The organism is Cupriavidus sp. IK-TO18, assembly GCF_015549295.1.
Taxonomy (GTDB): Bacteria; Pseudomonadota; Gammaproteobacteria; order Burkholderiales; family Burkholderiaceae; genus Cupriavidus; species Cupriavidus oxalaticus_A.
The window spans coordinates 186340-206706 of the sequence record NZ_JADGMP010000012.1 but is presented as its reverse complement, the minus strand read 5'-3'; the positions used below and the strand labels follow the sequence as shown (position 1 = coordinate 206706).

At 66.7% G+C, this 20367-nt stretch carries 20 protein-coding genes and 2 pseudogenes; 17 read left to right on the top strand and 5 right to left on the bottom strand.

Annotation, left to right across the window (positions count from 1 at the left end):
* Positions 1–16: 16 nt before the first annotated feature.
* The 16 genes and pseudogenes from IPF36_RS10955 (at position 17) to IPF36_RS10880 (ending at position 14247) form a co-directional block, all read left to right on the top strand.
* Positions 17–1012 (top strand): aromatic/alkene monooxygenase hydroxylase subunit beta, encoded by a 996-nt coding sequence (locus IPF36_RS10955; protein WP_133094758.1) that lies wholly within the window; start codon positions 17–19, stop codon positions 1010–1012.
* Positions 1013–1033: 21 nt separating this feature from the next.
* Complete coding sequence (locus IPF36_RS10950; RefSeq protein ID WP_133094759.1) at positions 1034–1312, top strand: MmoB/DmpM family protein; 279 nt, start codon at positions 1034–1036, stop codon at positions 1310–1312.
* A 31-nt stretch (positions 1313–1343) separates the two neighbouring features.
* Positions 1344–2855, top strand: coding sequence for an aromatic/alkene/methane monooxygenase hydroxylase/oxygenase subunit alpha (locus tag IPF36_RS10945; protein ID WP_135703551.1), 1512 nt, complete (start codon positions 1344–1346; stop codon positions 2853–2855).
* A gap of 28 nt (positions 2856–2883) precedes the next feature.
* On the top strand, positions 2884–3243 hold the full coding sequence (locus IPF36_RS10940; RefSeq protein WP_133094761.1) for a phenol hydroxylase subunit P4: 360 nt from the start codon (positions 2884–2886) through the stop codon (positions 3241–3243).
* A gap of 28 nt (positions 3244–3271) precedes the next feature.
* Positions 3272–4337 (top strand): annotated as a pseudogene (locus tag IPF36_RS10935) (NADH:ubiquinone reductase (Na(+)-transporting) subunit F).
* Positions 4338–4353: 16 nt separating this feature from the next.
* The gene (locus tag IPF36_RS10930) at positions 4354–4677 is read left to right on the top strand and encodes a 2Fe-2S iron-sulfur cluster binding domain-containing protein (protein WP_133094763.1); all 324 of its coding nucleotides are present in this window, start codon (positions 4354–4356) and stop codon (positions 4675–4677) included.
* 33 nt (positions 4678–4710) lie between these two features.
* Positions 4711–5646: a catechol 2,3-dioxygenase gene (locus tag IPF36_RS10925; RefSeq protein ID WP_133094764.1), complete on the top strand. Its 936-nt coding sequence runs from the start codon at positions 4711–4713 to the stop codon at positions 5644–5646.
* Between the two features lie 118 nt (positions 5647–5764).
* Positions 5765–7219 carry a 2-hydroxymuconic semialdehyde dehydrogenase gene (locus IPF36_RS10920; RefSeq protein WP_195427968.1) on the top strand — a complete coding sequence of 485 codons (1455 nt, stop codon included), beginning with the start codon at positions 5765–5767 and terminating at the stop codon, positions 7217–7219.
* Between the two features lie 8 nt (positions 7220–7227).
* Positions 7228–8010, top strand: coding sequence for a 2-oxopent-4-enoate hydratase (gene dmpE, locus IPF36_RS10915; protein ID WP_195427967.1), 783 nt, complete (start codon positions 7228–7230; stop codon positions 8008–8010).
* 30 nt (positions 8011–8040) lie between these two features.
* Complete coding sequence (dmpH, locus tag IPF36_RS10910; protein ID WP_133094767.1) at positions 8041–8829, top strand: 2-oxo-3-hexenedioate decarboxylase; 789 nt, start codon at positions 8041–8043, stop codon at positions 8827–8829.
* Positions 8798–9058 (top strand): 2-hydroxymuconate tautomerase, encoded by a 261-nt coding sequence (locus IPF36_RS10905; protein ID WP_368671140.1) that lies wholly within the window; start codon positions 8798–8800, stop codon positions 9056–9058. Before dmpH ends, IPF36_RS10905 begins: the two co-directional genes overlap by 32 nt.
* A 41-nt stretch (positions 9059–9099) precedes the next feature.
* Positions 9100–10044 carry an acetaldehyde dehydrogenase (acetylating) gene (locus IPF36_RS10900; protein WP_195427966.1) on the top strand — a complete coding sequence of 315 codons (945 nt, stop codon included), beginning with the start codon at positions 9100–9102 and terminating at the stop codon, positions 10042–10044.
* 30 nt (positions 10045–10074) lie between these two features.
* A complete protein-coding gene (gene dmpG, locus IPF36_RS10895; protein ID WP_133094770.1) occupies positions 10075–11139 on the top strand; it encodes a 4-hydroxy-2-oxovalerate aldolase in 1065 nt (354 codons plus the stop codon).
* 65 nt (positions 11140–11204) lie between these two features.
* A pseudogene (locus IPF36_RS10890) lies at positions 11205–11758 on the top strand (methyl-accepting chemotaxis protein); the annotation flags it as partial.
* Positions 11759–11960: 202 nt separating this feature from the next.
* Positions 11961–12935, top strand: coding sequence for a threo-3-hydroxy-L-aspartate ammonia-lyase (locus IPF36_RS10885; RefSeq protein ID WP_133094923.1), 975 nt, complete (start codon positions 11961–11963; stop codon positions 12933–12935).
* A gap of 82 nt (positions 12936–13017) precedes the next feature.
* Positions 13018–14247 (top strand): RtcB family protein, encoded by a 1230-nt coding sequence (locus tag IPF36_RS10880; RefSeq protein WP_135703554.1) that lies wholly within the window; start codon positions 13018–13020, stop codon positions 14245–14247.
* A gap of 82 nt (positions 14248–14329) precedes the next feature.
* Here the strand turns inward: IPF36_RS10880 and IPF36_RS10875 are convergent, their stop codons facing one another.
* Together IPF36_RS10875 and phnN are read right to left on the bottom strand one after the other, a co-directional pair.
* Positions 14330–15322, bottom strand: coding sequence for a tripartite tricarboxylate transporter substrate binding protein (locus IPF36_RS10875; protein WP_133094772.1), 993 nt, complete (start codon positions 15320–15322; stop codon positions 14330–14332).
* 43 nt (positions 15323–15365) lie between these two features.
* Positions 15366–17171: a phosphonate metabolism protein/1,5-bisphosphokinase (PRPP-forming) PhnN gene (gene phnN / locus IPF36_RS10870; protein ID WP_195427965.1), complete on the bottom strand. Its 1806-nt coding sequence runs from the start codon at positions 17169–17171 to the stop codon at positions 15366–15368.
* 350 nt (positions 17172–17521) lie between these two features.
* Here phnN and IPF36_RS10865 point away from each other — a divergent pair, with 350 nt between their 5' ends.
* On the top strand, positions 17522–18067 hold the full coding sequence (locus IPF36_RS10865) for a MarR family winged helix-turn-helix transcriptional regulator (RefSeq protein ID WP_133094774.1): 546 nt from the start codon (positions 17522–17524) through the stop codon (positions 18065–18067).
* Positions 18068–18186: 119 nt separating this feature from the next.
* Here the strand turns inward: IPF36_RS10865 and nadC are convergent, their stop codons facing one another.
* The 3 genes from nadC to fliQ form a co-directional block, all read right to left on the bottom strand.
* Positions 18187–19020: a carboxylating nicotinate-nucleotide diphosphorylase gene (gene nadC / locus IPF36_RS10860; RefSeq protein ID WP_195427964.1), complete on the bottom strand. Its 834-nt coding sequence runs from the start codon at positions 19018–19020 to the stop codon at positions 18187–18189.
* Between the two features lie 213 nt (positions 19021–19233).
* Complete coding sequence (gene fliR, locus IPF36_RS10855) at positions 19234–20019, bottom strand: flagellar biosynthetic protein FliR (protein WP_133094776.1); 786 nt, start codon at positions 20017–20019, stop codon at positions 19234–19236.
* Positions 20020–20052: 33 nt separating this feature from the next.
* The gene (gene fliQ, locus IPF36_RS10850) at positions 20053–20322 is read right to left on the bottom strand and encodes a flagellar biosynthesis protein FliQ (RefSeq protein ID WP_029047088.1); all 270 of its coding nucleotides are present in this window, start codon (positions 20320–20322) and stop codon (positions 20053–20055) included.
* Between the last annotated feature and the right edge of the window lie 45 nt (positions 20323–20367).

The window sequence follows — 20367 nt, the reverse complement described above, 5'->3', positions numbered from 1 at the left end:
CACAGGAGACCAAGCGATGCAAGTCGATATCAAGACCCAGCAGATCCAGCCGCTGCGCCAGACCTACGGCCACGTGGCGCGCCGCTTCGGCGACAAGCCCGCGTCGCGCTACCAGGAGGCGACCTACGACGTGCAGTCGGAGGTCAACTTCCACTACCGCCCCACCTGGGACCCCGGCTTCGAGCTGTACGACAAGCGCCGCACCGCCATCGTGATGCAGGACTGGTACGCGCTAAAGGATCCGCGCCAGTACTACTACGGCGCCTACGTGACCACGCGCGGCCGCCAGCAGGATGCCGCCGAGAAGAACTTCGCCTTCGTCGAGAAGCGCGGCCTGCTGCAGGCGTTGCCGGCTGAATGGCAGGAGCGCCTGGCCACGGGCCTGTTGCCGCTGCGCCACGTGGAGTGGGGCGCGAACATGAACAACTTCTATTGCGCCGACTATGGCTGGGGCACGGCGATCACGCAGGCCTGCACCTACTGCGCGATGGATCGCCTCGGCATCGCGCAGTACCTGTCGCGCATCGGCATGCTGCTCGACGGCAATACCGGCGTGGCGCTGGAGCGCGCGAGAGTGGCGTGGCTGGAAGGCGCGGCGTGGCAGCCGCTGCGCCGTTATGTCGAACACAGCTTCGTCACCGATGACTGGTTCGAGACCTTTGTCGCGCAGAACCTGGTGCTCGACGGGCTGCTCTACCCGCTGGTCTACCAGCACGCCGACGCGGTCATCGTGCGCGCCTGCGGCACCGGCCTCGCCGTGCTGACCGAGTTCATGAATGACTGGCGCGACGAGCATGCGCGCTGGGTCGATGCGGTGATCCAGGCCGCCGCCGCGGAGTCCGACGCGAACCGCGCGCTGCTGTCCGGCTGGGCGCACGCCGCCGCGGCGCAGGTAGCCGAAGCGCTGGTCCCAGTTGCCAACGCACTGACCGGAGCCGACGGTGCCCAGATGGTGGCGTTGTGCCGCGAACAGTTTGAAGTCCGCCTGAACAAGCTCGGCCTTGCTGCCTGACTGCAAAGAAGGAGACCCGCCATGACGACCGCTGCCAACGTCTACATCGCCCTGCAGAACAACGACGACACCCGCCCCATCATCGACGCCATCACCGAAGCCAACCCGCACGCCGTGGTCTCGCAGTTCCCGGCCATGGTCAAGATCGACGCCCCCGGCCACCTGACCATCGTGCGCGAGCTGGTCGCTGGCAAGCTCGGCCGCGACTGGGACCTGCAGGAGATCCACCTCAACCTGATCTCGCTGTGCGGAAACATCGACGAAGACGAAGACGCCTTCACGCTGCGCTGGAACGCCTGACCCCACGCATACAGGACAACACGGAGACATCATGGACGCACGCAAGAAGCTCAACCTGCGCGAGAAGTACGCCTCGATGACGCGCGACCTCGCCTGGGAAACGACCTACGAGCCGATGGACCAGGTCTTTCCTTTCGACAAGTACGAAGGGATCAAGATCCACGACTGGGACAAGTGGGAAGACCCGTTCCGCATGACCATGGACGCCTACTGGAAATACCAGTCGGAGAAGGAGCGCAAGCTGTACGCGATCATCGACTCGTTCGTGCAGAACAACGGCCACCTCAACGTATCCGACCCGCGCTACCTGAACGCGCTGCGGTTGTTCCTGACCGGCGTGACGCCGCTCGAATATGCCGCGCACCGCGGCTATGCCCACCTGGGCCGGCACTTTCGCGGCGCCGGCGCGCGAGTGGCGGCGCAGATGCAGTCGATCGACGAACTGCGCCACGCGCAGACCCAGCTGCATACGCTGTCGGTCTACAACAAGTACTTCCACGGCTTCGGCGAATGGCGCCATATGCACGACCGGGTCTGGTACCTGTCGGTGCCCAAGTCCTACTTTGAAGACGCAATGAGCGCGGGGCCGTTCGAGTTCATCACCGCGATCTCGTTCTCGTTCGAATACGTGCTGACCAACCTGCTGTTCATGCCGTTCATGTCGGGCGCGGCGTACAACGGCGACATGGCCACCGTGACCTTCGGCTTCTCGGCGCAGTCGGACGAGTCGCGCCACATGACGCTGGGGCTGGAGGTGGTCAAGTTCCTGTGCGAGCAGGACCCCGGCAACATCCCGATCTTGCAGAAGTGGCTGGACAAATGGTTCTGGCGCGGCTTCCGCCTGCTGACGCTGGTCGGGATGATGATGGACTACATGCTGCCCAAGCGCGTGATGTCGTGGGCCGAGGCGTGGGAGATGTACTTCGAGCAGGCCGGCGGCGCGCTGTTCAAGGACCTGGAGCGCTACGGGCTGCGCATGCCCAAGTACCACGAGGTCGCCACCAGGACCAAGGACCGCATCACGCACGAGGCGTGGGGCACTTTCTACAACTACGCGGCCGCGGCGGGCTTCCACACCTGGATCCCGAAGGCCGACGAGATGGCGTGGCTGGCCGAGAAATACCCCCAGACCTTCGAGCGCTACTACAAGCCGCGCCTGGACCACTGGCAGGATCGGCAGCAGGCCGGCGGGCGCTTCTACAACGCCACGCTGCCGATGCTGTGCCAGACCTGCCAGATCCCGATGGTGTTCTCCGAAGCGGACGACCCCACCCAGACCTGCTACCGCGAAAGCAGCTACCACGGCATGAAGTTCCACTTCTGCTCCGACGGCTGCAAGGACATCTTCGACGACGAGCCGGGCAAGTACGCGCAGGCCTGGCTGCCGGTGCACCAGATCTACCAGGGCAATTGCGGCGGCGCCACGCTGCCTGAGGTGCTGCAGTGGTACCGCATCAATCAGGGCGCCGACAACCTCGACTTCGAAGGCTCGCAGGACCAGCGCAACTGGAATGCCTGGAAGGGCATCGCGCCGGCCGCCTGAGCGACGCATCACAGACAAGGAGACAACCATGCCCGTCGTATCCATCGGCGACTACACCTTCGCGCCGGCCGACCGCGAAGACGCGTTCCACGGCAACCGCCTGCTCTATATCGGCTGGGACGGCCACCTGCTGTTCTGCGCGCCGCACTGCTTCCCGTTTGCGCCGTCGATGCCGCTGCGCGCGGTGGTGCAGGACGTGCTTCCTGGCGTCTACGGCTATCACCCGGACTTCGCCCGCATCGACTGGAGCGCGGTGCAGTGGCTGCGCGGCGGCCAGCCGTGGCAGCCCGACCTGGACCGCACGCTGGCAGAGAACGGCCTGGGCCACAAGGACGTGATCCGCTTCCGCACACCAGGGCTGGATGGCATCGGCGGCAGCGGCAGCTGATGCGCGGTTGGCAAGCAAGGAGACCGAGATGTATTCGCTGACCATTGAACCGATCGGCCAGACCATTCCCATCGCGCCGGGGCAGACCGTGCTCGATGCCTGCCTGCGCAACGGCGTGTGGCTGCCGCATGCCTGCTGCCATGGCCTGTGCGCCACCTGCAAGGTGCAGGTGGTCGACGGCGAGGTCGACCAGGGCGATGCCTCCGGCTTCGCGCTGATGGACTTCGAGCGCGACAACGGGCAGTGCCTGGCCTGCTGCGCCACCGCGCAGTCAGACCTCGTGATCGAAGCCGATATCGAGGAAGACGCCGACGCCGAAGGCCTGCCGCTGGCCGACTACCGCGCCGAGGTGGTGGCCACGCGCGCTGACGCCGACCATCCTCGGCATCTGGCTGAAGCCGAAGGACGGCCAGCGCACCGCGTTCCAGGCCGGCCAGTACCTGAACCTGCAGGTGCCGGGCTGCGACCAGCCCCGTGCCTTCTCGCTTGCCAGCAAGCCCGGCGATGAACTGGTCGAGCTGCATGTGCGCCGCGTGCCCGGCGGGCCCGCCACCACATGGCTGCACGAGCAGCTGGCCGTAGGCAGCGAACTGCGCTTCTCGGCCCCGTACGGGCGCTTCTTCGTGCGCAAGTCGGCGCAGGTGCCGATGCTGTTCCTGGCCGGCGGCTCGGGCCTGTCCAGCCCGCGCTCGATGATCCTCGACCTGCTCGCCGCCGGCGAAACGCTGCCGATCACGCTGGTGCAGGGCGCGCGCAACCGTGATGAGCTGTACTACGACGACGAGTTCCACGCGCTGGCGCAGGCGCATGCAAACTTCCGCTACGTGCCGGCGCTGTCGGACGAGCCCGCCGGCAGCGGCTGGGACGGCGCGCGCGGCTACGTGCATGACGTGCTGCACCAGCTCTACGCAAAGGACGGCAGCGCCGACTTCCGCGGCCACAAGGCTTACCTGTGCGGGCCGCCGCCGATGATCGAGGCCTGCATCCGCACGTTGATGCAGGGACGCCTGTTCGAGGCGGATATCCACACAGAGAAGTTCCTGTCCGCGGGCGATGCGCAGAACAGCGCGCGCAGCCCGCTGTTCAAGATCTGATCGGGGAGGGCCCTGCATGCATACCGTCGAAATCGCCGGCAGCGGCCAGCGCTACGCATGCGCGCCGGAGCAGAACCTGTTGCGGGCCATGGAAGTGCTGGGCCAGCGTGGCATTCCCGCCGGCTGCCGCGGTGGCGGCTGCGGTGTGTGCAAGGTGCGTATTGAGGCCGGGCACTACCACGTGGGCAAGATGAGCCGCACCTGCCTGTCCGAGTCGGAGCAGCGCGACGGACTGGTGCTCGCCTGCAAGACCTATCCCGACAGCGATATCCGGCTGCGCCCGGTGGCGCTGCTGCAGCGCTGCCTGGAGCGGCATGCCGGCAAAAGCAATCACGCATGACCAAGCAGTGAAGACACACACAAGGAGACAGACATGGCATTGACTGGCGTATTGCGCCCGGGGCATGTGGCCCTGCGCGTGCTGGAGCTGGAACCGGCGGTAAAGCACTACACCGAGGTCCTCGGCCTGATCGAAACCGCCCGCGACGAGCACGGCCGCGTGTTCCTGAAGGCGTGGGACGAGCACGACCACCACAGCGTGGTGCTGCGCGAGTCCGACAGCCCGGGCATGGACTACATGGGTTTTCGCGTCGACAGCGGCCGCACGCTGGAGCGGCTGGCGCAGGAGGTGGAGCAGTCGGGGCTGGCCACCGAATGCCAGTGGATCGCCGCGGGCGAGCATCCGCACACCGGCGTGCGCTTCCGCTTCACGATTCCCACCGGCCATGCGATGGAGCTGTTCGCGGACAAGGACAAGCCCGGCTGCAAGACCGGAGACCTCAACCCGGATCCCTGGCCGGACGACCTGCGCGGCATGGCGCCCAGCCGCTTCGACCACTGCCTGCTGTATGGCGACGATGTCGACGGCACGGTGAAGCTGTTCCGCGATGTGCTGGGGTTCTCGCTGGCGGAGCAGGTGGTGGCCGGGCCGGACGGCGAGGTGCTGATCGGTGCCTTCCTGACATGCTCGAACAAGGCGCATGACGTGGCCTTCATCCGGCACCCGGAGAAGAACCGCTTCCACCATGCGTCGTTCCTGCTCGACAACTGGAGCGAGGTGCTGAAGGCGGCGGACATTATTTCCAAGAAGGACGTGTCGCTGGATATCGGGCCGACGCGGCATGGGATCACGCGCGGGGCGACGATCTACTTCTTCGATCCTTCGGGAAACCGGAACGAGGTGTTTTCCGGTGGCTATATCCACTATCCGGACAAGCCGACGATCACGTGGACGGACAACGAGCTGGGCAAGGCGATTTTCTATCACGACCGCAAGCTGAACGAGGCGTTTTTGAATGTGCTGACTTGAGAACGCATTGCGCCAGCCCGCAGCTGGTTTGCTCCCTCTCCCGCTTGCGGGAGAGGGAGCAACCAATCGGTGAGCGGGAAAGCCGTAGTGGATACGTCGCCCAACACAGAGAACCAACATGAAAGACTTCAAGAACTTCATCAACGGCGAGTGGGTCGGCACCACCCGCACGTTCCCCAACCGCAACCCCGCCGACAACACCGTGATCGGCCATGTCCACGAAGCCGGCCAGGCCGAAGTCGACGCCGCCGTGCAGGCCGCGCGCAATGCGCTGCATGGTCCCTGGGGCCGCATGACCGTAGCGCAGCGCGTCGAACTGCTGCACGCCGTCGCCGACGGCATCAACCGCCGCTTCGACGAATTCGTGCAGGCCGAGATTGCCGATACCGGCAAGCCCTATGCGCTCGCCAGCCATATCGACATCCCGCGCGGCGCAGCCAACTTCAAGGTCTTTGCCGACCTGATCCGCAACGTGCCCACCGAAAGCTTCGCCATGGATACGCCGGATGGCGGCAAGGCCATCAACTATGCGGTGCGCAGCCCGCGCGGCGTGATCGGCGTGGTCTGCCCATGGAACCTGCCGTTGCTGCTGATGACGTGGAAGGTCGGCCCCGCGCTGGCCTGCGGCAATACCGTGGTGGTCAAGCCGTCCGAGGAAACCCCCGCCACCGCCACGCTGCTGGGCGAGGTTATGAACGAGGCCGGCGTGCCGCCGGGCGTCTACAACGTGGTCCACGGCTTTGGCCCGGATTCCGCTGGCGCCTTCCTGACGGCGCATCCGCAAGTCAACGGCATCACCTTCACCGGCGAAACGCGCACCGGCGAAGCGATCATGAAGGCCGCCGCCAGCGGCGTGCGTCCGGTGTCGTTTGAACTGGGCGGCAAGAACGCGGGCATCGTCTTCGCCGATGCCGATTTCGACAAGGCGGTCGCCGGCATCACCCGCTCGGCATTCGAGAACAGCGGCCAGGTCTGCCTGGGCACCGAGCGCGTCTACGTGCAGCGCCCGATCTTCGAGCGCTTCGTCGCCGCGCTCAAGGCCAGGGCTGAAGGGCTGAAGCTCGGCGCACCGACGGAAACCGGCGTCAACATGGGGCCGCTGGTCTCGCATGAGCACCGCGACAAGGTGCTGTCCTACTACCGCAAGGCCGCCGAGGAAGGCGCCACGGTGATAACCGGCGGAGGCGTGCCGCAGATGCAGGGCAAGCTCGCCGAAGGCGCCTGGGTGCAGCCGACCATCTGGACCGGCCTGCCGGAAAGCGCCGCGGTGATCCGCGAGGAGATCTTCGGACCGTGCTGCCATATCGCCCCGTTCGACACCGAAGAGGAAGTCATCGCGCTGGCCAACGCCACGCCGTATGGTCTCGCGGCCACCGTGTGGACCGGCGACCTCGGCACCGCGCACCGCATGGGCAGCGCGCTGGAAGTCGGCATTTGCTGGATCAACGCGTGGTTCCTGCGCGACCTGCGCACCGCGTTCGGCGGCGCGAAGCAATCCGGCATCGGCCGCGAAGGCGGCGTCCATTCGCTCGAGTTCTACACCGAGCTGCGCAACGTCTGCGTCAAACTGTGAGCCACCACATGCAAAGCGAAAAAATCCGCGAACTTGGCGCCAGCCTGCACCAGGCGCTGGCGAGCCGCCGCCCGCTGGCGCCGCTGACCGAAACCTGGCCCGAGCTCACCCTCGACGACGCCTACCGCATCCAGCTCGCCATGGTGCAGCACCGGCTAGATGCCGGCGAGCGCGTGGTCGGCAAGAAGATCGGCGTGACCAGCCGCGTGGTGATGGACATGCTGGACGTGCGCCAGCCCGACTTCGGCCACCTGCTGTCGGGCATGGTGTATGCCGACGGCGCCGCCATTGCCGCCGATTCCCTGATCGCGCCCAAGGCCGAAGGCGAGATCGCCTTCGTGTTGAAGGACGACCTTGAAGGACCCGGCATGACCAATGCCGATGTGCTGCGCGCCACTGCCTACGTGCTGCCGTGCTTCGAGATCGTCGACTCGCGCATCCGCGACTGGAAGATCCGCATCCAGGACACCGTCGCCGACAACGCCTCCTCCGGCGTGTTCGTGCTGGGCGATGCGGCGGTCGATCCGCGCCGGCTCGACCTCGGCACGGTCGGCATGACGCTGGAGAAGAACGGCGAGATCGTCGCCACCGGCGCCGGCGCGGCCGCGCTCGGGCACCGCGCCAATGCGGTGGCGTGGCTGGCCAACACGCTCGGCCGGCTGGGGCTTGGCCTGAAGCGCGGCGAGGTGATCCTGTCGGGCTCGCTGGCGGCGATGGTGCCGGTCGCCGCCGGCGACCAGCTGCGCATCAGCCTGGGTGGCATCGGCTCGGCCGGCGTGCGCTTCGTCTGACCCCTTCCATCCCTTCAGCAGGACAAAGCCATGAACCTCACGCAAGACACCATCGCCCGGCTGGCCGAGCATCTGGAAAACGCCGAGCTGCACCGGGAAGCGGTGCCGAAGATCACCGACGCGCATCCGGAGATGGACTGGGACGACGCCTACGCCATCCAGGACGCGATTCGCGCGCGCAAGTTGGCGCGGGGCACCCGCATCGCCGGCCTCAAGATGGGCCTGACCTCGTTCGCCAAGATGCGCCAGATGGGCGTGAGCGATCCGGTCTACGGCTTCCTCACCGACTACGGCGCCTGCATGGACGGCGCCGCCATCGATACGTCGTCGCTGATCCACCCCAAGGTCGAGGCCGAGATCGCCTTCGTGCTCAAGGCGCCGCTGAAAGGCCCCGGCTGCCATATCGGCGACGTGCTGGCGGCGACCGACTTCGTGGTGCCGGCGGTGGAGGTGATCGATTCGCGCTACGAGAACTTCCGCTTCGACCTCAAGAGCGTGATTGCCGACAACACCTCGTCCGCGCGCTTCGTGGTCGGCGGCAGCCACCGCGGCGCCGACGGGCTCGACCTGAAGACCCTCGGCGTGGTGCTGGAGAAGAACGGCGAGGTGGTCGCCACCGCCGCCGGCGCCGCGGTGCTGGGCCATCCCGCCAACAGCGTTGCCATGCTGGCCAACATGCTGGGCGCGCGCGGCCGCGAGCTGCCTGCAGGGACCTTCATCATGACCGGCGGCGTGACCGAGGCCATCGCGGTCGCCGCGGGCGACAGCATCACCGTGCGCTACCAGCATCTCGGCACGGTCTCGATGCGCTTCACCTGAACCCGCGCCGCGAACGTTTGGAAAAAGGAGACACACCATGCCGATCATGCAGGTCTTCCTGATCGAAGGCCGTACCGACGAACAGAAGGCGCGCCTGATCCGCGCGCTGACCGATGCCGCGGTGGAAGCGGTGGGCGCGCCGGTGGAAACCGTGCGCGTGATGATCACCGAGGTGCCGAAGACGCAGTTCGGCATAGGCGGCACGACCGCCAAGGCGCTGGGGCGCTGAGCACTGCGCAGAGACAGGGAAGACAACGGAGAGACAGCGACATGGACATGAAAGCAAACGCCCGGCACAAGGTGGCCATCATCGGTTCGGGCAATATCGGCACCGACCTGATGATCAAGGTGATGCGGCAATCGCAGCACCTGGAGATGGGCGCCATGGTGGGCATCGACGCGGCGTCGGACGGGCTCGCCCGCGCCGCGCGGCTGGGCGTGCCGACCACCGCGGAAGGGATCGACGGGCTGGTCGCCATGCCCGGCTTTGGCGAGATCCGCATCGCCTTCGATGCCACCTCGGCCGGCGCGCACGCGCACCACAACCGCGTGCTGCAGCAGCACGGCGTGCGCGTGATCGACCTGACGCCGGCGTCGATCGGGCCGCACGTGGTGCCGGTGGTCAACCTCGACCAGCACCTGGCGGCGCCCAATATCAACATGGTCACGTGCGGTGGCCAGGCCACCATCCCGATGGTGGCGGCGGTGTCGCGCGTGGCGAAGGTGTATTACGCCGAGATCGTCGCGTCGATCTCCAGCAAGTCGGCGGGGCCGGGCACGCGCGCCAATATCGACGAATTCACCGAGACCACCAGCCAGGCGCTGTGCTCGGTGGGCGGCGCGGCGCGCGGCAAGGCCATCATCGTGCTGAACCCGGCCGAGCCGCCGCTGATGATGCGCGACACCGTCTTCACCTTGTCGGAGGATGCCGACACGGCGGCGATCGAGGCGAGCATCGAAGCGATGGCGCAGGCGGTGCAGGCCTACGTGCCGGGCTACCGGCTCAAGCAGCGCGTGCAGTTCGAGCGCATCGACCCCTCGGCGCCGCTGAACATCCCGGGGCTGGGACCGATGAGCGGCCTCAAGACCTCGATCTTCCTCGAGGTGGAGGGCGCCGCGCACTACCTGCCGGCCTATGCCGGCAATCTCGACATCATGACCAGCGCCGCGCTGGCCTGCGCCGAGCGCCTGGCCGCGACCCGGCTGTCCGCCTGAGCGCGGCCCCATCACCGCAGGGAGACGAACATGACCTTACCGTCCAACACGCCCAACAAGAAGCTCTACATCTCCGACGTGACGCTGCGCGACGGCAGCCACGCCATCCGCCACCAGTACAGCCTGGACCAGGTGCGCCGCATCGCCGCGGCGCTCGACGCGGCCCGGGTCGATTCGATCGAAGTGGCCCACGGCGATGGCCTGTCGGGCTCCAGCTTCAACTACGGCTTCGGCGCGCATACCGACCTGGAATGGATCGCCGCTGTGGCGGAGACCGTGCGCCATGCGCGCGTGGCGACGCTCCTGCTGCCTGGCGTCGGCACCGTGCACGACCTGCGCGCCGCCTATGACGCCGGCGCGCGCGTGGTACGCGTGGCCACGCACTGCACCGAGGCCGATGTCTCGCGCCAGCATATCGAGTCGGCGCGCGAACTCGGCATGGACACCGTGGGCTTCCTGATGATGAGCCACATGACCACGCCGGCGGCGCTGGCGCAGCAGGCAAAGCTGATGGAAAGCTACGGCGCGCAATGCGTGTATGTGGTCGATTCGGGCGGCGCGCTCGGCATGCAGGACGTGCGCGAGCGCTTCCGCGCGTTCAAGGACGTGCTGAAGCCCGAAACGCTGACCGGCATGCATGCGCACCACAACCTGAGCCTGGGCGTGGCCAACTCCATCGTCGCCGTGGAAGAGGGATGCGACCGCATCGACGCCAGCCTGGCAGGCATGGGTGCCGGCGCGGGCAACGCGCCGCTGGAAGTGTTCATCGCTGCCGCCGAGCGGCTGGGCTGGGACCACGGCTGCGACCTGTACACGCTGATGGATGCCGCCGACGATATCGTGCGGCCGCTGCAGGACCGCCCGGTGCGGGTCGACCGCGAGACGCTGGCGCTGGGCTATGCGGGCGTGTATTCCAGCTTCCTGCGCCATGCCGAAGCGGCGGCGGCACGCTATGGGCTGGGTACGGTCGACATCCTGGTCGAGCTGGGCCGCCGCCGCATGGTGGGCGGGCAGGAAGACATGATCGTCGACGTGGCGCTGGACCTGCTGGCGCGGCGACAGGGGCAGCGGCAGCCGGGGGAGGTGTCTGCCTGAGGGACGGCGCGACCGCCACCGTCACGCAGGTGCGCGCGAGCAGCGCCAATATCGCGCTGTCGACCAGCGAGATCGCCGCCGGCAATGCCGCCGAGGTGGCATTGCGCGGCAGCACCACCGTGCAGCGCGTGGTCGGCACCATGCAGGACATCAGCGCCAGCTCGGCCAAGATTGCCGAGATCACCGGCATCATCGAAGGCATTGCTTTCCAGACCAATATCCTGGCGCTCAACGCCGCGGTCGAGGCGGCGCGCGCGGGCGAGCAGGGGCGCGGCTTCGCGGTGGTGGCCAGCGAGGTGCGCGGGCTGGCACAGCGGTCGTCGAGCGCGGCCAGGGAAATCAAGGAGCTGATCGAGGCTTCGGGCCGCCAGGTGCGGCCGAGCAGAGCCGCGGCATCGAGCAGGTCAACCAGGCCATCGTGCAGATCGACCAGGTGACCCAGCAGAACGCGTCATTGGTGAACGAGGCCGCCATGGCATCGCGCGTGCTGGAAGAGCAGGGCCGCGAGCTGAACGAGGTGGTGTCGTTCTTCCGGCTGCCGGGTGAGGGTGGCGGGTGTGCGGTGCCGGGTGCGGCAGTCGCGGCGCGCCGTCAGGCAGGCTCGCTGGCGACGGCATAGCGCTGCCTTGTTTCCTCTCCCTCTGGGAGAGGGTTGGGCAGAGGGCCGGCGTAGCAACGATGTCAGCGCAGCGGTATGCCACGGCCATGCCCTCTCCCCCGGCTCCTCTCCCGCAAGCGGGAGAGGAGAGCAAACCGGCGGATGCATTGGCGGCGCGGGACGGGTAGACTTGCCTGTCCCATTCCCTTCCATCGCCACCGTCATGCCCAACCTGCCGATCTCCTTCGAAGACGTTGCCGCCGCCCACGACCGCATCCGCGCCGCGGCCCACCGCACGCCGGTGCTGACTTCCGCGACCGCCGATGCGGCCACCGGCGCGCAGCTGTTCTTCAAGTGCGAGAATTTCCAGCGCATCGGCGCCTTCAAGTTCCGCGGCGCCTATAACGCCATCGCCCAGTTCACGCCGCAGCAGAAGGCCGGCGGGGTGCTGGCGTTCTCCTCCGGCAACCACGCGCAGGCGATCGCGCTGTCGGCTCGGCTGCTCGGCGTACAGGCGGTGATCGTGATGCCGCAGGACGCACCGGCGATCAAGATCGAGGCCACGCGCGGCTATGGCGCCGAGGTGGTGCTGTACGACCGCTACACCGAGGATCGCGAGGCCCTGGGCCGGCGCATCGCCGCCGAGCGCGGCATGACGCTGATCCCGCCGTACGACCATCCGCACGTGATGGCCGGGCAGGGTACCGCGGCCAAGGAACTGCTGGAGGAAACCGGCCCGCTGGACATGCTGGCGGTGTGCCTGGGTGGCGGCGGGCTGCTGTCGGGCTGTGCCGTGGCGGCGCACGCCATGTCGCCCGGCTGCGAGGTCTACGGCGTCGAGCCCGAAGCCGGCAACGACGGCCAGCGCAGCCTGCGCAGCGGCGAGATCGTCCGCATCGACACCCCGCGCACCATCGCCGACGGTGCCCAGACTCCCTTCCTCGGCCAGTACACCTTTGCCGTGATCCGCGAACGGGTGACCGATATCGTGACCGTTTCGGACGCCGAGCTGGTCGAGACCATGAAGTTCTTCGCTGGCCGCATGAAGATCGTGGTCGAGCCCACCGGCTGCCTGGCCGCGGCCGCCGTGCTGCATGGCAAGCTCGATGTGCGGGGCAAGCGTGTGGGCATCATCGTTTCCGGCGGCAATGTCGACCTGGGCAGCTTTGCCGGCTTCCTGCAGGGGCAGCCGAGCTGAGCCGCGACTGCCTTGCGTTATCCGGAATCCGTGCGGCGCCCGGCCGTCTAACCTGCAACGCAACGCCAGAGCAGGACAGACCATGACGGCCAGGCAGCACTATGACGTTCTCGATACCGGCGCCGGCAAGCCGGCAAAGATGTGGACCCGCGGTGTCCCCGTGGAGGACTCCGCGCGCCAGCAGCTCGTCAATACCGCGCAGATGCCGTTTATCTTCCGCCACCTGGCGGTGATGCCGGACGTGCACCTCGGCAAGGGCTCGACCATCGGCTCGGTGATCCCGACCGTGGGCGCGGTGATCCCGGCCGCGGTGGGCGTGGATATCGGTTGCGGCATGATGGCGGTAAAGACCTCGCTGACCGCCTCGGACCTGCCCGACAACCTCGGCCCGCTGCGCAGCGCGATCGAGCACGCCGTGCCGCACGGCCGCACGGCGCAGGGCGGGCGGCGCGACCAGGGCGCCTGGGGCTCGGTGCCCACGCACGTCGACGCGGCGTGGGCGGGCATGGCCGCGGATTTCCGCCGCATTACCGACAAATACCCGCAGCTGGCGCGCACCAACCACCGCAACCACCTGGGCACGCTCGGCACCGGCAACCACTTTATCGAGGTCTGCCTGGACGAGTCGCAAGCGGTCTGGTTCATGCTCCACTCCGGCTCGCGCGGGGTGGGCAACGCCATCGGCACCACCTTCATCACGCTGGCGCAGCAGGACATGCGGCGCCACCTGGCCAACCTGCCGGATCGCGACCTGGCCTACCTTGTCGAAGGCTCGCAGCACTACGAGGACTATGTCTTCGCGGTGTCGTGGGCGCAGGCGTTCGCGCGCCGCAACCGCGAGCTGATGATGGAAGCGGTGCTGGCCGCGGCGCAGCGCGTGCTGCGCAAGCCGTTCCAGGCACGGCTCGAAGCCGTCAACTGCCACCACAACTATGTGCAGAAGGAACATCACTTCGGCAAGGAAGTGCTGGTGACACGCAAGGGCGCGGTCAGTGCGCGCGCGGGCGAGCTGGGCATCATCCCCGGCTCGATGGGCGCGCGCTCTTTCATCGTGCGCGGCAAGGGCAATCCGGAATCGTTCTGCTCATGCAGCCACGGCGCGGGCCGCACCATGAGCCGCAGCGAAGCCAAGCGCCGCTTCACCGTGGCTGACCAGAAGCAAGCCACCGAAGGGGTGGAATGCCGCAAGGACGCCGCGGTGATCGACGAGATCCCGATGGCGTACAAGGACATCGATGCGGTGATGGCGGCGCAGTCGGACCTGGTCGAGGTGGTGCATACGCTGCGGCAGGTGGTGTGTGTAAAGGGGTAGGCGCGACAAGGCCCGCGCGGCAACAATGCAAGGGAGAAAGGCAGGGCTCCGGCTGCTGTGGCCCGGCCGGTCACCCGGGTGGTCAGTCGACCAGCAGATTGATCTTCGTCGCGAATTTCTGCCAGCGATCGATATCGGAGGTCACCAGCTTCTGGAATTCGGCAGGGGTGCTCGTGGTCGTGGCAAAGCCGAGCTGCTCCAGCGAAGACCTGACCTCGGGCTTGGAGATGGCCCTGGCGATTTCCGTGTTCAGCTTCTGCACGATTTCGGGCGGCGTGTTCGCCGGAGCCAGGATGCCGAACCATTGGTCGACGTCATAGCCGGGGATGCCAAGCTCGCTCACGCTTGGCACGTCGGGCAGGAACGGCGAACGTGCCTTCGAGGTGACGGCCAGCGCGCGCAACCTGTTGCTTTTCAGGTAGGGCATGGTGTTGGTCAGCGTATTGATACTGACATCGGCCTGATTGCCGAGCACGTCGGCGATGGCGGGTGCACAACCTTTGTACGGCACGTGAAGCATAGCGATCTTTGCCGAGACCTTCAGCAATTCACCGGCCAGATGCTGGGGCGTGCCGTTACCGCACGAGGCATAGCTGGGGGGGGAGGCGCTCTTGCCCGTCGCCAGCAAGTCGTTGAAGGTGCGGATCTTCGAGTGCGATGGCACGGCGATCACCGACGGCACCGAAGCAAAGGTGATGACGGCGCTGAAATCGGACTTCGGGTTGAACTGCAGCTTCTTGAAGACGCTCGGGTTGATGGCAAAACTGCTGTTGACGATCAGCAGCGTGTAGCCGTCGGCAGGGCTCTTGGCGACGTACTCGGCGCCGATGTTGCCGCTGGCCCCGGGCCGGTTGTCGACGACTACCTGCTGCCCCAGCGACTTGCTGATGTCCGCTCCGATCACGCGCGCAAGGGAATCGGTCCCGCCTCCGGCCGGGAACGTCACCACCATGCGGATGGGCTTCTGCGGGAAGGTACTGGCGATATTGGCCTCGGCGCGCCCGGGCAGGGTGCCCAGGCTCCCTGCAACAAACAGGAGCGATGCCAGGCTGTTGACGACGGATAGGGGTCTCATCAATATGTCTCGTCGGTTAGGTTGAAGGAAGGGGAAACGCTGGTCAATCGAAATCTATACGCACTGCCTGATGGCACTCGCCACCAACGCCGACCAGTGCCGATGCCGCCTCAAGTGCTGCAGCGGAGTCGGCGTGGATACGGTAGAGAGGTTGCCCTGGCGCCACCTGCGCACCGAGCGTGCACAGCAGGTCGATGCCTGCACCCGCAGCGCGCGGTGCCCCGGCGGCGCGCGCCACGCCGGAAATCTGCAAGCCGTCGATGGCCGTCACCTGGCCCCGCGTCGTGGCGGCCACGATCCGTGTATGCGCACCCGGCGCCACCGGGCGGGAGCGAATACCCTGCGCTGCGGCGATCCGGTCGAATGCGGCCTTTGCCTTGCCTTCGTCCAGCAGCGCAGCCGCAATGCGCATGCCTTGTTCGGCGCAGCCCACGCGCGGATCGAAGGCGATGATTTCGCCGGCAAAGCGCAGGGCCTTTTCACGCAGGTCCGCGGGAGCCGCGGGATCGTTGTCGAGCACCAGCCGGACGTCGCGCACTTCCAGCGCGGGGCCGATGCCACGGCCTATCGGGTGGCTGCCGTCCGTGACCAGCGCGTGCACGTGCAGGCCCAGTCCCTTGCCGACGTGTTCGAACAGTGCGCCAAGCGCCTCGGCGTCGGCGCGCGTCGCCAGCTTGGTCTGCGGCCCGAAGGGCAGGTCGACGATGACATGGGTCGCGCCGGCGGTGAACTTCTTCGACAGGATCGACGCCACCGACCAGCGTCGCGAATCGAGGCGCAGGGGCCGGGTGATCGCGTTCATCACGTCGTCGATCACGGAATGGTTCAGGCGTCCGTTCCATGCAATGCATGCACGCGCCTGCGCCACGCATCGGCGCACGTCCTCGTGCGTCAGGTCGACCCGCGCGATGGTTTCCATGGCATCGGCGGTGCCGGCAGCAGATGTGATAGCGCGCGATGACGTCTTGGGCATGGCCAGGCCGTAGGCCGCGACAATCGGCACCACGACCAGCGTGATGCGACTGCCGGGAACGCCGCCCATTGAGTGCTTGTCGACGACAAGAGGCTCGTCCCAGTCGATGCGGGGTGTGAAGGCCGTCCGAGCGCGTGCCAGCGCCACCACTTCGTCATCGGTCAGCGTGAGGGTTGCGGCAATGAGGAAGTCGGTCAGCTCTGCCTCGGTGTACCGCCCGGCGATGGCGTCTTGCAGCACGGCAACATAGGCAGCTTCGTCGAGCGGCTCGCTGCGCAGCTTGGCCATGAGGTTGGCGCGGCTGGCCGGCTGCCTGGCGGCGGATGTACTGGTGCCGTTTCGCAGCGCTTCGACAAAGCGTGCCATGCCCGCTTCCAGCGTGCCGTCGTTTGACACCGTGATGCAGGCGACCTCGGGAGGCATCGATACTCCCGCTCGCGCCACCCGCCTGGCGACCTCGTCGCCCGATTCACGTCCGCGCGCGCTGATGCGCTGTGCCAGCACCTCCTGCGGTGCCGTCACCAGGATGACCACGAAGCGCGGCAAGCGGGCGGCAAGGTCGGCGACGACGCCGCGCGAGCCATTGGCTACGACGTTGCGCCCGCGTTCCAGCTCGCGCACCAGCGACATGGGCAATCCATAGCGAAGGTCGTGTGCGTCCCAGGTGACCAGGAACTCGCCCTTTCGCTGGCGCCGTGCGAACTCGGCTTCCGAAACGCCCTCGTGATCCTCGCCGGCAGACCCGCCCGGGCGCGTGATGACGCGCCGTGCGAAGACATAGTCGTCATCGAGCGAGGCACGCGCACCGTCGATCAAGGAATCCTTGCCAGCGCCACTGGGCCCTACAACGAGAAAGAATGTGCCGGTTGCCTTCATGATTATCTTAGATGTCGAAGTTGTACGGCTATGCTAGCACCGGCTAGACGGGTGTCAAGATAAGTTCGATGTCTAAGATAATGCAAGCAATGGACCATCCCCCGCAAATCCAGTGTGTACGCGGAATTCGCATGGTCGTAGGGGAAAACACGGGTCACCGCATGCGCGCTGCCGGTGCCTCATGCATCGGTTGCGCGCATGGTGCACTAATGGAGTGAATACTACATAAAGAGGACCGGAGGCCAGGGGCGCGGTGCCGGACGCGCGAGCGCGCGAGGCGCTATCATGTGCGCTGTCGCTTGCACCGCATCATGGTGCCGCATGCATACATCTCATTTCCCGTCACGACTATGGCCACAAGGAAGCCGGATGCTCCGGTCAAAATCACGCCGCCGGATGAAGCCGATGAAGAACGGCTTGCCCACCTGGTAAAGGACGCTGCGCGCGCCTATATCCGGGCGCTGCAACTGCGCCTGGCGGAACATTCGGTTTCGTACGGCCACTGGACCATTCTGCGTATCCTGTGGCGCCATGATGGTCTGTCGCAGCGGGAGCTGAGCGAACGGGCCGGCGTGACCGAGCCGACCACCTTTGCGGCGGTGAAGGCGCTGGAAGCGCTGGGCTATGTGGAACGCACGCACCTTCCCGGCAACAAGAAGAAGGTGCACGTGTTCCTGAGCAAGACCGGGCGCGCGTTGCGCCGCAAGCTCGAACCGCTGGCCACCGAGGTCAACGAACTCAGCGTGGAAGGCGTGAGCGAAGAGGATGTGCTGACCACGCGCCGCGTACTGATTACCATCGCCAAGCGCTTGGTCGCCGACGAAATCGCGTCGGCAGAGAACGGCCGGCGGGTGCCGTCCACGCAGGAGGTGGGGCGGCTGTTGTCGGACCTGTAGCGGTAGTCGGCTGGCGCCAATGAAAAAGCCCCCGTCGGCCATGCCGGCGAGGGGGAATGCCTTGGGTAGAAGGCGTGAAACCGATGCCGGAGCGCCTGGGCCCCGACAGGCGCGATGCGTCAGGCGTCGTCCAGTCCAATATCCACGGCCGGTGCCGACTGCGTGATCTTGCTCGTCGAGATGTAGTCCACGCCGGTTTCCGCCACGGCCCGGATCGTTTCCAGGCGAATGCCGCCCGAGGCCTCGACCTTGGTCCGGCCATTGACGATCTGAACGGCCTCTTTCATGTCGGGCACCGACATGTTGTCCAGCATGATCACGTCGACACCGGCGGCCAGGGCCTCGTGCACCTGCTCTAGCCGGTCGCATTCCACTTCCAGTTTGGTCAGCACCGGCAGCTTGCGGCGCACGCGTTCCACGGCGGCGGCGATGCTGCCGCACACGGAGATGTGGTTGTCCTTGATCATCACGCCATTGTCCAGGCTCAGTCGGTGGTTCAGGCCGCCGCCGCAGGTCACCGCATGCTTTTCCAGCGCCCGCAGGCCTGGCGTGGTCTTGCGGCTGTCGATCAGGCGCGCCCTGGTATGCGCAATGGCCTGGGCATAGGTGGCCGTGAGGTTGGCGATGCCGCACAGCCGCTGCATGATGTTCAGCGCGGTGCGCTCGGCCGTCAGCACGCTGCGCGCATTGCCGCTCACGTTCAGCAGCACCGCCCCTTTGGCGACCTTGTCGCCGTCGGCGACGCGCACGTCGACAGACAGCGTGGGATCGTAGCGGGCGAAGATACGTGCCGCCACGTCGATGCCGGCGATGATCATCGGCTCGCGGGCGTTCATGCAGAAGGTGCCGGTCTCGCCGGGCTGGATCATGGTCTGGACGGTCAAGTCGCAGATGCCGATGTCTTCGGTCAGCCAGAGGTCGATCAGCTTGTCGGTGGCAAAGAGGTCGTACATGTAAGGGCTCCTGGGCAGGGGTTGCGGTACTTCAATAATCTTAGAGATCGAAGTACATGGCGCAATCTTAGCGCCTTGCCGCCTCGTGTCAAGACATATTCGAGGTCTAAGATTAATGCGTGCACGCGTTGAAGATCGGCGTGGCGCCGCGTTACCTTGTTGCCGAAAAGAGTGGAATTGCAGCCGCAAAGAAGGCGCGGTGCCGCCGTGGCGCTAGCGCCCGAACTGCCCCAGCACCGTTCCGATCGATTCCAACCCGGCCTCGATCAGGTGCTGCATGAAGGTGCCCATCTGCGGCATCACCAGCATCAGCACCAGGAACCCGCCCGACAGCGTCACCGGGAAGCCCACCGCGAAGATCGACAGCTGCGGCGAGGCACGGTTCAGGATGCCCATGGCCAGGTTCAGCGTCAGCAGCGCGGCGATCATCGGCAGCGCCAGCAGCAGCCCCGAAGCGAACACCATGCCGCCGGCGCGCGCCACGGCCATGGCGCCGCCCGCTGACAGCGGCGTCCCCCCGATCGGCAGCCCATTGAAGCTGTCGACCAGCGCGCCCAGCATCATCAGGTGGCCGTCCAGCGCGAGGAACAGCAGCACCGCGATGATGTTGAGAAAGCGCGACAGCACCATGGTCTGGCCGCCGGCGGCGCGGTCGAAGAAGGAGGCGAACGACAGGCCCATCTGCAGGCCGATGATTTCGCCGGCCTGCTGCACGGTGGCGAACACCAGCCGCATGACAAAGCCGGTGGCCAGGCCGATGCCGACCTCGTTGAGGATGATCAGCAGGCCCTCGAAGGAGTACACCGGCGCCGCCGGCAGCTGGGCGATGGTAGGCGACACCACCATCGCGATCATCGCCGACAGCGCGATCTTGGCGCGCCGCGGGATGGTCGACTCACCGAACAGCGGCGCGGTGCCGATCAGCGCCAGGATGCGGAAGAAGGGCCACAGGAATGCCGCGAGCCAGCCATAGAGCTGGGCTGAAGTGAACTCGACCACGGCAGTCTGGCGGAAGGCGGGAGTGAGCGCGCGTCAGTGCGCCAGCGCGGGAATGCTCTGGAACACCTCGCGCATATAGTCGACCATGGTGTTGATCATCCACGGGCCGGCCAGCACCATGGTGGCAAACAGCGCGATCAGCTTGGGGATGAAGGTCAGCGTCATCTCGTTGATCTGCGTTGCGGCCTGGAACAGGCTCACCACCAGGCCGGCCGCGAGCGCCACCAGCAGCAGCGGCGCGGCTAGCAGCAGGGTCATCTTCATCGCCTGGGTGGCGATGGTCATTACGGTTTCCGGGGTCATGGCTCGGATCCTGCGGATAGGAATGCGAAGGGCGAGGCAACTGGC